This is a genomic window from Baekduia sp. (assembly GCF_035685985.1).
In the GTDB taxonomy this organism is placed as follows: Bacteria; Actinomycetota; Thermoleophilia; order Solirubrobacterales; family Solirubrobacteraceae; genus Baekduia.
In genome coordinates this window covers 1-12,261 of sequence record NZ_DASRZV010000010.1, presented here as the reverse complement: position 1 = coordinate 12,261, position 12,261 = coordinate 1, and the positions used below count along the sequence as shown (strand labels likewise).

Annotated in this window: 12 protein-coding genes and 1 pseudogene; 2 read left to right on the top strand and 11 right to left on the bottom strand. The window is 73.8% G+C overall.

Translation table 11 applies throughout. The features are described 5' to 3' along the window. The 9 genes and pseudogenes from VFG42_RS03980 to VFG42_RS03940 form a co-directional block, all read right to left on the bottom strand. Nucleotides 1-560: pseudogene (locus tag VFG42_RS03980) on the bottom strand (MFS transporter); the annotation flags it as partial. 146 nt (nucleotides 561-706) lie between these two features. Next, on the bottom strand, nucleotides 707-2,182 hold the full coding sequence (locus tag VFG42_RS03975) for a HEPN domain-containing protein (RefSeq protein ID WP_324905489.1): 1,476 nt from the start codon (nucleotides 2,180-2,182) through the stop codon (nucleotides 707-709). Nucleotides 2,183-2,211: 29 nt separating this feature from the next. Continuing rightward, entirely contained in the window at nucleotides 2,212-2,688 is a 477-nt protein-coding gene (bcp, locus tag VFG42_RS03970) for a thioredoxin-dependent thiol peroxidase (RefSeq protein ID WP_324905487.1), read from the bottom strand. A 58-nt stretch (nucleotides 2,689-2,746) separates the two neighbouring features. Then, on the bottom strand, nucleotides 2,747-3,601 hold the full coding sequence (locus VFG42_RS03965; protein WP_324905485.1) for a DNA-formamidopyrimidine glycosylase family protein: 855 nt from the start codon (nucleotides 3,599-3,601) through the stop codon (nucleotides 2,747-2,749). Between the two features lie 28 nt (nucleotides 3,602-3,629). Beyond that, nucleotides 3,630-4,877: a sigma-70 family RNA polymerase sigma factor gene (locus VFG42_RS03960; RefSeq protein WP_324905483.1), complete on the bottom strand. Its 1,248-nt coding sequence runs from the start codon at nucleotides 4,875-4,877 to the stop codon at nucleotides 3,630-3,632. After that, nucleotides 4,850-5,167 (bottom strand): hypothetical protein, encoded by a 318-nt coding sequence (locus tag VFG42_RS03955; protein ID WP_324905481.1) that lies wholly within the window; start codon nucleotides 5,165-5,167, stop codon nucleotides 4,850-4,852. Before VFG42_RS03955 ends, VFG42_RS03960 begins: the two co-directional genes overlap by 28 nt. Continuing rightward, nucleotides 5,142-5,849 (bottom strand): hypothetical protein, encoded by a 708-nt coding sequence (locus VFG42_RS03950; RefSeq protein WP_324905478.1) that lies wholly within the window; start codon nucleotides 5,847-5,849, stop codon nucleotides 5,142-5,144. Before VFG42_RS03950 ends, VFG42_RS03955 begins: the two co-directional genes overlap by 26 nt. Nucleotides 5,850-5,930: 81 nt before the next feature. After that, nucleotides 5,931-7,658 (bottom strand): thioredoxin-like domain-containing protein, encoded by a 1,728-nt coding sequence (locus tag VFG42_RS03945; RefSeq protein ID WP_324905476.1) that lies wholly within the window; start codon nucleotides 7,656-7,658, stop codon nucleotides 5,931-5,933. A gap of 17 nt (nucleotides 7,659-7,675) precedes the next feature. Beyond that, complete coding sequence (locus VFG42_RS03940; RefSeq protein WP_324905474.1) at nucleotides 7,676-8,290, bottom strand: TetR/AcrR family transcriptional regulator; 615 nt, start codon at nucleotides 8,288-8,290, stop codon at nucleotides 7,676-7,678. A gap of 224 nt (nucleotides 8,291-8,514) precedes the next feature. Here VFG42_RS03940 and VFG42_RS03935 point away from each other — a divergent pair, with 224 nt between their 5' ends. Both VFG42_RS03935 and VFG42_RS03930 read left to right on the top strand, forming a co-directional pair. After that, a complete protein-coding gene (locus tag VFG42_RS03935) occupies nucleotides 8,515-8,928 on the top strand; it encodes a hypothetical protein (RefSeq protein WP_324905472.1) in 414 nt (137 codons plus the stop codon). After that, nucleotides 8,925-10,217: an RNA polymerase sigma factor gene (locus tag VFG42_RS03930; protein WP_324905470.1), complete on the top strand. Its 1,293-nt coding sequence runs from the start codon at nucleotides 8,925-8,927 to the stop codon at nucleotides 10,215-10,217. The genes VFG42_RS03935 and VFG42_RS03930 overlap by 4 nt, the downstream gene beginning before the upstream one ends. Before the next feature lie 124 nt (nucleotides 10,218-10,341). Here the strand turns inward: VFG42_RS03930 and VFG42_RS03925 are convergent, their stop codons facing one another. Then, entirely contained in the window at nucleotides 10,342-11,043 is a 702-nt protein-coding gene (locus tag VFG42_RS03925) for a hypothetical protein (RefSeq protein ID WP_324905468.1), read from the bottom strand. Between the two features lie 992 nt (nucleotides 11,044-12,035). Then, the coding region (locus VFG42_RS03920; RefSeq protein ID WP_324905466.1) for a SpoIIE family protein phosphatase at nucleotides 12,036-12,261 on the bottom strand (226 nt) is incomplete at its 5' end.

Below are 12,261 nucleotides of genomic sequence, written 5' to 3'. Positions count from 1 at the left end.
AACACGACCGCGCCGACCGCCACGCCCGGGAACAGCAGCGCGAGCGCGGCGGCGGCCGACGAGGCCAGCGCCGCGACGCCGCCGACGAGCGCCGGCCCGGCGACCTGGCCCGCGTCGCCCAGCGCCGCGTTGAGCGCGTGGCCGGCGCGGACGAGGTCGCCGCCGGCGACGGCCGGCCACAGCGCGCGAGCGGTCGCGATCAGCGGCGGCACGCACGCGCCCGCCACCGCGGCCGCGCCGAGCAGGCCTCCCGGCGGCCAACGGGCGACGCAGCCCACGACCAGCAGCGCCATCGCGAGCGCGTGCGCCGCCGCCAGGACCGCGACGACGCGCACGCCGCGCCGGTCGACCAGCCGCCCGCGCGCGGGCGCCAACAGCGACGAGCCCGCCGAGAACGCGGCGACCGCGCCGCCGGCGGTCGCGAACGAGCCGGTCGCCTCGCGCACCGCGAGCACGACCGCCAGGCCATAGGCGGCGAACGACAGCCACCCCATCGAGCAGGCGAGCGCCAAGCGGCGCGCGCCCGGACGCGCCAGGACGGCGCGGTAGGACACCAACACGTTCTCGCTCCCGGGTTCGAGGACGACGACGGACGACAGGACTCGGAGCCGCGCGCGAACGGGCGCGCGGCGGCGGTCCTACGGCGGCGTCGGGCGGGAGCGGGTGCGCATCCACCCACGATCTTACGAGCGAGCCGTCGCGGCCATCACGTACGACGCGAGACGACGTAGGCAGGGATCGGGTCGTCCCAGCTGTGCCCGTGCGCCAGGCAATATTTGGTGTTCTCGCCGATCCCGAGGTCGAGCAGCACGTTGGCCTCCAACACGTACGTCAACACGGCATTCAGCAACAACAACTCATGGAGCGGAGGCATCGTGACCTCGTCCGGAAGATGGGTGTGGTCGTTGCGCCACTCGACGAGACGACTCGTCAGCTTGGCGGCGTGGCCTTCCAGACGGTCGTCCGCTTCAGCGGCTCGCTCGATCAACCACCTGATCCGCGCACGCTGGGACTGGCTGTTGGCGTGTGCGAGCCGACCCTCGTAGTGCTTTCTGACCGTCGCTTTCTCCGGCAGCGCGTCGATCATTGCCTCCAACATCTCCGCGTGTTCCTCGTCGGTGAACGGCGGGTCGTCATGCAGCGCACGGTGATAGCCCTCAGCACACGAGGTGAGGCGAAGCAACCGCGTCAACAGAGGGATGTCCGGGGAGTTCAACACCTCGAACAACGATCGCGCGACGGCGCCCAGATCAGCGTGCAGCTTGCGCCACTCCGCGATCAGATCGGAGAAACCCTCCTGCTCCCATATCCCAGCGGGCAGAAGATCTCGCTGATGGTATTCAACGTGGTCGGGTTGGTGCACTGCCACGTCCGGCGCCTCGTAGACCCGGATCTCCTGGAGTGGGTCGCAGCGCGCGTCAGGATGCCCGGTGAGGAACAGCACCACCGTCTGCTCGCGCGTCCCGAACAAGACGAGATCACGAAGCGGTTCGATCCAGCGTTGCTTCCACTCCGTGAGCGAAAGCGGTGCGGTCGCCTCGAGCAGAAGCGTTGCCGAGGTCTCGTAGAGCCTGGTGAAACGACCCATCGTCGAGAGGCTGAACGCCACCGTCGCTTGGATACGAACGTCATCGACCTCGAACGACGCCAGATGCACCCGCTCATCCGAGAGTCGACGACCGTCCGAGCCCTCGTCAGAGGGGACCGGGCGCACGCACGGCAACGGCGTCGTCGTGTCCTTGGTCCAGCCCATGAGCCACTCACGCAACCCTCTGAACGAGGTCTGCAGCGTTTGCAGATAGACGTCGTCCTCGGTCGCTGCCTCGATCCCGTAGACCAAGCGGTCGGCCACATAGCGGACGCGTGACCGAGGCGAGCCGGGGTCGGCCTCTCCGCCCACGAACCGCACCCCGTGCAGGCTCATAGGCCTTTCGGCAGCGGTGTGACCGAACAGCGTCCGGACGCCGATAGCCGAAGCATCACCGTCACCGACAACCGCTTGCCACGGATCCGTATCGATGTCGAGCCACACCGAACCGTCGCCAAAGGCGCTGACCCGGCCGTGCGCGACCAGATCCTCGTGGCCGACCGGCCACCACGTACCGTCGATGAAGACGTCCTCGCGCTGTTCCGGTCCGTTCTTGTCCCGACGCCAGTTCGGCTCGCCAACGCTGACCTTCACGACGACTTCCGCCTGAACGAACGCGGAAGCTAGGCCGCGGCGTTCAGCTCGCCCAGGATCGTGAGGACGTCCTGGTCGTGGGTCTCGGGGTTCGCCTTGAAGGCCGCGCGGACGACGCCGTCCTCGTCGATGACGAACGTCGCGCGCTTGGCGCCCCAGTAGGTCTTGCCGTACATGGACTTCTCGACCCAGACCCCGTAGGCCTCGCAGACCTCGTGGTGCTCGTCGGCGAGCAGCTCGAAGTTGAGGTGCTGCTTCTCGGAGAACTTCTTGACGGCCTTGACCGGGTCGGGCGAGACGCCGAGGACGACCGCGCCGTGGTCGGTGAAGTCGGTCAGGTGGTCGCGGATGCCGCACGCCTGCGTGGTGCAGCCCGGCGTGTTGGCCTTGGGGTAGAAGTACAACACGACCTTGCGGCCGCGGAAGTCGGAGAGCCGGACGGGCTCGCCGTTCTGGTCGGGAAGCTCGAAGTCGGGGGCTTGGACTCCATCGTGGATCTTGCCCATGCCCTCCATGATAGGCCCGGCGGGCGGCGCCGCGGGGCGCGGCGGGGCGCGGCGCGGCCTACTTCAGCAGCCGCGACAGCCGGCGGTCCTTCAGCACGCGGCCGCCGGTCTGCTCCTCGGGGCAGTAGCAGAGCACGTAGTCCTCGTAGTGCACCGCCTCGATCGTCGTGCCGCAGCGCGGGCACGGCTCGCCGTGGTGGCGGTGGACCAGCAGCGGCAGCGGCAGCTTGTCGGGGATCGGCAGCGCGACGACGTCCTCGTAGTGGTCGATCGCGCCGCCGAGGCGCGCGACGATCGCGTCGCGCAGCGCGCGGGCCTCGTCGGCGTCCAGCTCGTTGGCGCGCTTGAACGGCGACAGCTTGGCGGTCCAGAGGATCTCGTCGACCCACGAGCGGCCGATGCCGGTGATGACGTGCTGGTCGCGCAGCGCGGCCTGCAGCGGCCGCGCGCCGACAGGCTTCAACAGCGCGGCCAGGTCCTCCGGCGGCTCGGGCCACGCCTCGGGCCCCAGCGCCGCGATCGCGTCGTCGGCGGCCAGGCCCTCCGGCGTCAGGACCTTCACCCACGCGCGCTGCTTGGTGCCGAACTCGCGCAGCCGCAGCTCGCGGCCGTCGTCGATCCGGATCAGCAGCCGCGACGTCTTGTCGCGCAGCGACGCGCGCTTGTCGTACAACTGCAGGCGGCCCGCGCTCATCAGGTGCAGCAAGACCTTCAACTCGCCGCTGACGTCGACCACGAGGTGCTTGCCGATCCGCCGCACGCCCTCGATCTGCCGCCCGTCCAGCGCGTGCAGCGGCGGGTCGAACGTCTTCAGCGCGTTCAACCCCGGCGCCATCGTCGACTCGATCGTCGCGCCGGCCAGCGCGTCGCTCAGGCGGCGCGCGGTGATCTCGACCTCGGGCAGCTCGGGCATCGTCGGCCACCCAGGGTAGAGCGTTCGATCAAGGCCCCTGCGCGGACCAGCGCAGCGACCCGGTCGCGTCGGGCCGCTTGCACAGGATCCCGACGCGCGCGCGGCGGTCGGCGGCGGGCGGCGCGCCGTTGAGCCGCAGGCGGATCGTCGCGCTGCGCGCGACGCCGACGACGGTCCCCGGCACGTAGCTGACGTCCAGCCGCGCGCCGGTCGGCGGCAGCAGGTCGGCGACCGCCAGCCCGGCCGGACAGCCGATCCGCAGCGTCCGCGGCGCGTGCCGGGCGCCCGCGCGCAGCAGCACGTCGCGCCGCACGATCGCGGTGCCGCGCGGCAGCGCGACGCCCTTGGCGACGCCGTGCGCGGGCAGCGCCGGGCTCGACAGCGCGACCGGCGCCGGGTCGCCCGGCCCGAAGACCTGCTCGGCCCCGACGATCCCCGCCACGCCCGCGACCGCCAGCGCGCCCGCGGTGACCGCCGCGCCCTTCGAGGCCCCGCCGAGCTTGACGCCGACCCCGCCGCCCGCGCCGAGGACGGTCAGCAGCAGCGGCGCCGGGGCCAGCAGCCGCAGCGCGCGCCGCTCGGCCTTCAGCGCGACGCGGAACTCGCGGCACCGCGGGCACGCCGTGAGGTGGCGCAGCGCCCGTGCCGGCGGCCGGTGCCGCGCGTCGTGGGCGGCCAGCAGCTCGGCGCGCACCTCGTCGCAGTCCGCGCGTCGCCCGCCCTCGATCTTGGCCAGCGTGCCGCGCGCGCGGTGCACGAGCGAGCGCGCGGCCGGCTCGCTCATCCCCAGCTCGCGCGCCAGCTGCGCGTGGGTGATCCCGTCCAGCTCGCGGCGCACCAAGGCGTGGCGCTGGGACTCCGGCAGGACCGCGAGGTCGTCGATCACCTGGCGCAGCCGCGCGCGGCCCTCGGCCGCCACCGCGGGCTCCAGGTGCGCGGGCGCGGCCAGCGCGCCGCCCTCGATGACCGCCAGGTCGACGGTGTCGGTCCGGATCCGGCTCAGCTCGTCCAGGCAGCAGTTGCGCGTCAGCCGGTACAGCCACGGGCGCAGCGCGATCGGGCGGTCGTCGCGCAGCAGCCCGCGGTAGGCGCGCAGCAGCGCCTCCTGGACGACGTCCTCGGCGACGGCCTGGCGGCCGGCGAGCACGCGCCGCGCGAAGCGCACCAGCAGCGGGCGGTAGCGGTCGTGGATCGCGTCGAACGCGCCGGGCTCCCCGGCGCGCAGCGCGGCGACCAGCCGCTCGTCGCTCAGCGCCTTCGGGCCTGAGCCGGGCACAGCGCCCCGTTCGGGATCCAGCCCATCAGGCCCTCGCGAGCGCGGATGAGCACCCAGCGATCGACCGGCCGTCCGAGGACGGCCAGCCGCTGCGGGCGGTACAGGTGGCCGATCGCGTAGCCGTAGGGCGCGTCGCGCACGGTGACGTGGTCGACGCACAGCGCGCGCGTCGCGCGCGGCGCCCGCCTGGCCTCGGCCGCCGGCGCGGCGGCGCAGACGACGGCGCCGAGCGCGAGCAGCGCCGGCACGCGGGCGACCAGCGCGCTACCGCCGGACCAGGACGCGCGCATGAAGCGTGATCGTGGTGGGACCGGCCAGCCGGCCGGCGTCGAGGGTGACGACGAGCCGCATCTGGCGGCTGCGGCGCAACAGGCGCAGCCCGCCGAGCCTGACCCGGACCGAGCCGTCGTCGAGCCGGTTGGCCGGCCGGACCTCGCCCTTCCGGCGCGGGTGGCGGATCAGCACCATCCCGTGGGGGTGGGACCGCGCGCGACGGATCTCGTCCGCGCTGGCCACGCCGGAGCGGGCGTCGACGTACCGGCTCCAGCCGATCTGACGGCAGCGCGCGCCGGCGTACCGCTCGCGGAGGTGGACGGCCGCGCGCGACTCGGGCAGGTACCAGCCGTCGGCGCGCAGCACGGTCTGCCGGTCGTAGGGCCGGTGAACGCCCGGCTCGGCGACCCAGCCGTAGGTCCGCAGCCCGGCCGCGGCCAGGTCGATCCCCGGCCCGGTCAGGTCGAAGCCCCAGCACGGGACGAGGATCGCCCGCGGAATCGCCAGCTCGGCGATCGGCAGCTCGAACGTCTGCGTCGCGTTGGGCGCCACCCTGTAGGTGACGTCGTGCGTCACGACGCGGTCGGCGGTGACGTACTGCGGCAGGTCCGGGCGGGCGACCGCCTCGCTGGCCCCAACGCCGAGCGCGACCGCCCCGAGCAGGGCGGTCGTCAGCGTGGCGGCCGTGATGCTGCGCATCGTGGTGATGACTCCTCCCGAGGATCCTTCGTTGCGTCCGGCATCGTCCACAACCGGGCGGTCGGGAGAGATGTGACGCGGTTAGGTCAACAGCACGTCGTAGGCGCGCTGCGTGCGCCGCAGGCGGCACGCGTCCGGGCCGCAGGTGGCGGCCAGCAGCTCCAGCGTGATCCGGCCCGAGCCGGCCTCGCGCCCGAGCGCGAGGTCGATCGAGACCGGCAGCGCCGAGGCCGTCCACGACGTCGGCTCGCGCAGCAGGCCCTCCTCGCTGGCCGTCGCCCGCACGCGCACCGGCGGCCCGCCGGCGGGATCGAGATGGTCGTCGCCCTGGTCGAGGTCGAGCTGGACGGTGACCGTCGTGCCCGCGGGCTCCACGAGCGTCCCGGCGATCGCCTCGGGCTGGTCGGCGGGCGTGTCGCTGGAGCCCGGGCGCCCGACCGCCAGCGTCTTGGTCCGCGCGCGCAGCGGGTCGACGCGCACGATCCGGTGCCGGCCGGTGTCGGCGACCAGCAGGCGGCCGTCGGGCAGCGCGGCGAGGCCGCCGGGCTCGGTGAAGTCCCGCACCGGCACCGTCCACAGGTGCGCGCCGCGCCAGACGCGCAGGACGTCGTTGAACGTGTCGGCGACGTACAGCTCGCCGTTGGGCCCGAGCGTGAGGCCGAGCGGGTGCTGCAGCCGCGCGCGGTCGCCGTCGCCGTCCTCGTCGCCCCAGGCGAACAGCCCGGCGCCCGCGAGCGTCCGCACCGCGAACGTCCCGGCGCGCAGCACGCGCAGCGCGCTGGCCTCGGCGTCCAGGAACGCGAGGTCGCCGTCGGCGGTGACGGCCAGCGCGCTGGGCTGGGCCAGCACGGCCTCCAGGCCCGGGCCGTCGTGGAGGCCTTCGGCGCCGGTCCCGGCCAGGACCTGCAGCTCGCCCGCGCGGTCGACCGCCCACAGCCGGTGGCGGCCGGCCTCGGCGACCACGACGTGCCCGTGCCAGACGACCACGTCCCACGGCGCCTTCAGCTGGTCGGTGATCAGCTCGCGCGGGCGGCCGTCCAGCCAGACGCGCCAGACGCGGTCGGCGCCGGTCTCGCAGACCAGCAGCGACGCGGTGTCGCCGACGCCGTCGAAGCGCACGCCCTGCGGCTGGTAGAAGCCGGTGAGCTCGTGCTCGATCTCGCCGTTGAGCGTCCCGACGAGCACGCGGTCGTGGCCGGTGTCGGCGATCGCGATCCGCGGCGCGCGCGTCGCGCCGTCCTCGATCGCGACCTTGCCGGGGAACGCCAGCTCGCCGGTGCCGACCGCGCCGACCGCCGCGTCGGCGTCGGCGGCGTCGGCCACGTCCTCCAGGCGGCCGCGCCGCAGCGTCCCCCGCTCCCGCGCCTCGTCGATCAGCGCCTCGATCGCCGACGCCAGCGTCACCGCGTGGCCCTCCCCGGAGACCGTCAGCGCGACGCGCCCGTCGGCGTCGATCAGCACGAGCGTCGGCCACGCCTTGACCGCGTAGGCGTCCCACGTCGCCATCGCCGGGTCGTCGAGCACCGGGTGCTCGATCCGGTGCCGGGCGACCGCGTCGCGGACCGCGCCGTGGTCGTGCTCGTGGGGGAACTTCGGCGAGTGCACGCCGACGACGACCAGCGCGTCCGCGAAGCGCCGCTCCAGCCCGCGCAGCTCCTCGACCACGCGCTGGCAGTTGACGCAGGCCAGCGTCCAGAAGTCCAGCAGGACGACCTTGCCCCGCAGCCGCGCCAGCGAGAGCGAGTCGACGCCGACCCAGCCGCTGGCGCCGTCGAGTTCCGGAGCCCGGACACGGGCGCGATCCAGCATGCGTCCAGTGTGCCGCGTCAGGACGCGCGGTCGGCCAGCAGCCCCGTCAGCGTGAGCCTCAGCGCCGCGGACGCCGCCTCGACGTCCAGGCCCTGCTGGGCGCGCAGCGCGTCCCACGCCGACCACGAGGCGACGGCGCCGAGCGCGGCGGCCAGCGCGGCGCGCTCGCCCGCGTCGGCGCGCGCGGCCAGCTCGGCCGCGAAGACCCGCGCCAGCTCCTCGCGCTTGGCCGCGCGGAAGGCCTCCAGCGACGCGTGGACCGACGGCGAGAACGGCTCCATCAGCAGCGCGCCGCGGCGCACGGCCGCGATCCACTCGTAGATCCGCGCGCGCTGGGCGGCGATCTCCTCGATGCGCCGCGCCAGCGGCGCGCCCGGGTCGATCGCGCCCATCAGCTCCTGCAGGTGCGCCTCGCGGTGCGCGGAGACCGCGGCGAACAGCGCCTCGCGGTCGGCGTAGTGCTGGAAGACGGTCCGCGGGGCGACCCCCGCTCGCGCGGCGATCTCCTCGACCGTCGGCTGAGGATTGCCCGCTTCGAGCAGGCCGACCAACGCCTCGACGATCGCCGCGCGCGTGCGACGGGATCGTGCGACGCGTCCGTCCAGTGGGGTGACGTCCGCGGAATCGATCATGAACCGGCGTCACCAATCTACGTGCAGGCGAAGGGCCCACGCAACGACCCGAAGAGCTAGGTCGCGCGGGCCACGCGCGGACCGCGGACGCGGGCTCCCGGACCCCCGCGGCTCGGGAGCGGCGACGCGCCACGTTCGCGGCGGCGGTCGAGACGCTGCATCCTGCTGCGCTCACCCGGTGAAGGGCCGCGACCGGCGCGGCCCGCGACCGCCAGGAGACCCCGATGCCCAAGTACCTGATCCTCAAGCACTACCGCGGCGGCCCCGAGCCGCACCACCCGTTCCCGCCGATGGACCAGTGGGCGCCCGAGGACGTCGAGGCGCACATCGCCTTCCAGCGCCACGTCGTCGCGATGCTCCAGGAGCGCGGCGAGTACGTCGACGCGCAGGCGCTGACGCCGACGCGCACGTGGGTGCGCTACGGCGGCGAGGGCGCCGCGCCGGTCACCACCGACGGCCCGCACCCCGAGACCAGCGAGCTGATCGCGGGCTGGTTCATGATCGACGTCGAGTCGCGCGAGCGCGCGCTGGAGGTCGCCGCCTACGTGTCGTCGGAGCCCGGCCCGCGGGGCGAGGCGCTGTACGAGTGGCTCGACGTGCGCGAGGTCATGTCGGCCGACGCCCACGGCGAGGGATGACGCCCACGACGCCACCGCTGGACGAGGGCGCGCTGCGCGCTCTCGTCCCCCGCGTCCTGGCCGGCCTGGTCCGGCGCGGCGAGGACTTCGACGCCGCCGAGGACGCGCTTCAGGAGGCGTTGATCGAGGCCCTCCGGGTCTGGCCCGAGCACCCGGCGGACGACCCGCGCGCGTGGCTGACGACGGTCGCCACGCGGCGGCTCGTCGACGCCCGCCGGCGCGAGGCCGCCCGCGCCCGCCGCGAGGAGGCCGTCCACGCCGAGCCGCGGCCGGACGCGGCCGACGTCGAGGAGGGCGACGACACGCTGTTCGTCCTCTTCTGCTGCTGCCACCCCGACCTCGCGCCCACCTCCCAGGTCGCGCTGACCCTCCGCGCCGTCGGCGGCCTCACCACCCGGGAGATCGCCGACGCCTTCTTCGTCCCGGAGGCGACGATGGCCCAGCGGATCAGCCGCGCCAAGCGCGCCCTGCGCGGGCGGCGGCTGGACCGGCCGGGCGACCTCGCGGTCGTCCTGCGCGTGCTCTACCTCGTCTACACGGCGGGCCACGCCGGCCGGGTCGACCTGGCCGCCGAGGCGATCCGGCTCGCCCGCCGGCTCACGCTGGCCACCGACGAGCCGGAGGCGCGCGGGCTGCTGGCGCTGATGCTCCTCAACCACGCCCGGCGCGCGGCCCGGCAGGACGCCGCGGGCCGGATCGTCACGCTCGACCGGCAGGACCGCGGCCTGTGGGACACCCGCGCTATCGCCGAGGGGGTGCGGGTCCTGCAATCGGCGCTCGCCATGCAGACCGAGGAACAGCGCCCGGGCCGCTACCAGGTCCAGGCCGCGATCGCCGCCCTGCACGACGACGCAGCGAGCGCCGAGGAGACCGACTGGCCGCAGATCCTCGCCTGGTACGACGACCTCGTCGCGCTGACCGGAGACCCCGTGCGCCAGGACCCCGCCGCGGTGCTCGGCCGCGCGGTCGCGGCCGGCCATGTCCTCGGTGCCACTGCCGGGCTGCGCGAGACGGACCGGCTGCGCGAGGTGATCGGCGAGCGGCACCGCTGGCACGCCGCGCGCGGGCACCTGCACGAGCTCGACGGCGACCTGGCCGCCGCCGCCACCGCGTACGCCGAGGCCGCCCGCCGGGCCACGAACGTCGCCGAGCGGGATCACCTGGTACGCCAGGCCGCCCGCGCGCGAGCCGCCGGGGGGTCCGGTCCGCCGCCGACCCCCAGCCGGCCACAGCGATCCGGCTCGCGTTCCGCAAAGCGGGCCCGCTCGCCGGACACACCGGGGCGATGACCGGCGGCGGAGAACAGAACTGGTCTATCGGGCACGCCGGCCACGCCCTGGGCGGGCGGGGCGCCGGGTAGGAAGACGTGGCCCTGACAGGGTTCTGGTGCGGAGCTTGCTGGGCTGATCAGCCTCAGGCCGGGGCGAACCGGAGCCTGAGCCCGAGTGTGCGCAGTACCAGGAGGAACCACAGGGTGGACGCGCCGGTGCCCGCTATGACGAGGGCGGCGGTGGCGGCTGTGGAGAGGGTCAGGAACAGGCCGGCCGGCTCGGTCATCATGAGCACTGCCAGGCCGGCCGTGAGTAGCAGGAAGATGCCTGCCCACAGCCAGGTGGCCCCCTGGAAGAAGCGGTGCAGGCCGGGGTGGCAGGTGGCTGGCTGGCGTAGCGCGACTACTTCAGCTGCGAGCCTGGCGACGAGGGGGTCCGGGCCGCGTGCCGTCCGGGCGAACAGCAGGCACATGGCAAGGTTCGCGAGCGGGAATTGCAGCAAGAATAGCCATAGTTCGCCGGTGGCAAGCACCACCGCGGCCTGCAGGGTCAGGACGACCGCGGAAATCGTCAGCAGGCTCGGCACGGATCCGGTTGCGATCTTGCGGATGACCGCGGTAAGCCAGATGGCCGCTAGGCCTGCGATCAGGCCCGCGTCGCGGCCATCGACCCACGCGGCGGCGATGTAGGCCGCGGCGGGCAGCCCGACGGACTCGGTCAGGCTCCAGCCGGCCGTGAGGAGCAGCCGCAGGGGCCTGGGAATTTCCAGGTCCTCGGTTACGCGGACATTAGCGCGAGGTTGCCCGCTGCGGCCTGGCGTGGCGGCCGTCTCGTCCGGTGCCATGATCAGAAGTAGTGCCGGCGGCCGCCGACGGCGTGATCGAGGATGATCAAGCGGACTCCTGACGGCTGGCTGCCCGGAGGACGGGAAGAAGGTATGTCGAGGTTAACGAGCCGGGCCGCGGCGCCTTCGGCGGTGCGAGGCGTGGTCAGCGTCGCCGGTGTGACCGGGATCTGTCACCGCTGGGCTGGGCGTGTCAGATCCGGAATACCGGGGGCGGCTGACGTGGCCTCAGCTCTCATAAGTTCCCGTCCCGGCGGTGCTGTGCCGGCGGGGCGTGAGTGCGCGGCATTTCGAAAACCGCGGCCGGGACATAAGCGCCGGCGCAGCATGAGAATGACCAGCACAATGATCACGATGAGCACTACGGTTCCGATACCGATATACATCGGCTTGTTTCCTTCCTAGTGCCGCCCGCACGGGCGGAGATCCCGAATCTGGTGCCAGACTGACGGCGCGGGGCCGCCGCGTCGGCTCACGGGCCCCCGCGAGTCAATGCGGACTGCAGGTGCCCGATTCCTTGAAGCCGTACTTGACCTTCGTGGCGCCATCCTCAAGGTCCGTGAGGCTCTTCTACCCGCACGTAAACCCTCAAACATGGCAGATGCCGGGCCGGCCAGCCCGCGCACGCGCCGGGCGGCGAGGTGAAGGTCGCGGACCCGGTGGCAACACCGTCCTGCTGGGCCGGCGGCCGGCCAGGCCCGGGCTGCCTCCAGATCTGAGGACCGCCGGCCCCGCCTCCTGTCGCATGTTTGAGCCCGCGTGCCGGCCCGCCATGGGTTCAGCGCCGTCATATCTTTCTTCTACCGCCAGATGGCCACCGAGCCGGCAATCGGGATGCCAGCGGCCAGCGCCACGGGCCAGCGGCACTGCACGAGCGGGCTTCGCCGCACCCGGCCGGACACCTCGATCGCCTTGGTCCGGGTCAGCACCTTCGCCTCGGCCGCATTGGCCCGTGCCCTGGCCTTGACAGCCGGGCGGCTGCTGGGTTGCGGTCAGGCCGGCCGCCGTGATCCGGGTGCGGGATAGAGGACGCTGAGGGCCAGCAACGCGGTGTCATCTTGCACGCCGCCGCCCAGTTCATCCAGCAGGGCGGTGACCGCGGAGGCTGCCGTGGCGGGCGCGAGGCTGGCGGCGAAAGCCTGCAGGGCGCCGTCTCCGTAACGGCCACCGACAGCGTCGGTGCGTGCCTCGGTCAGCCCGTCGGTGTACAGCAGCAGG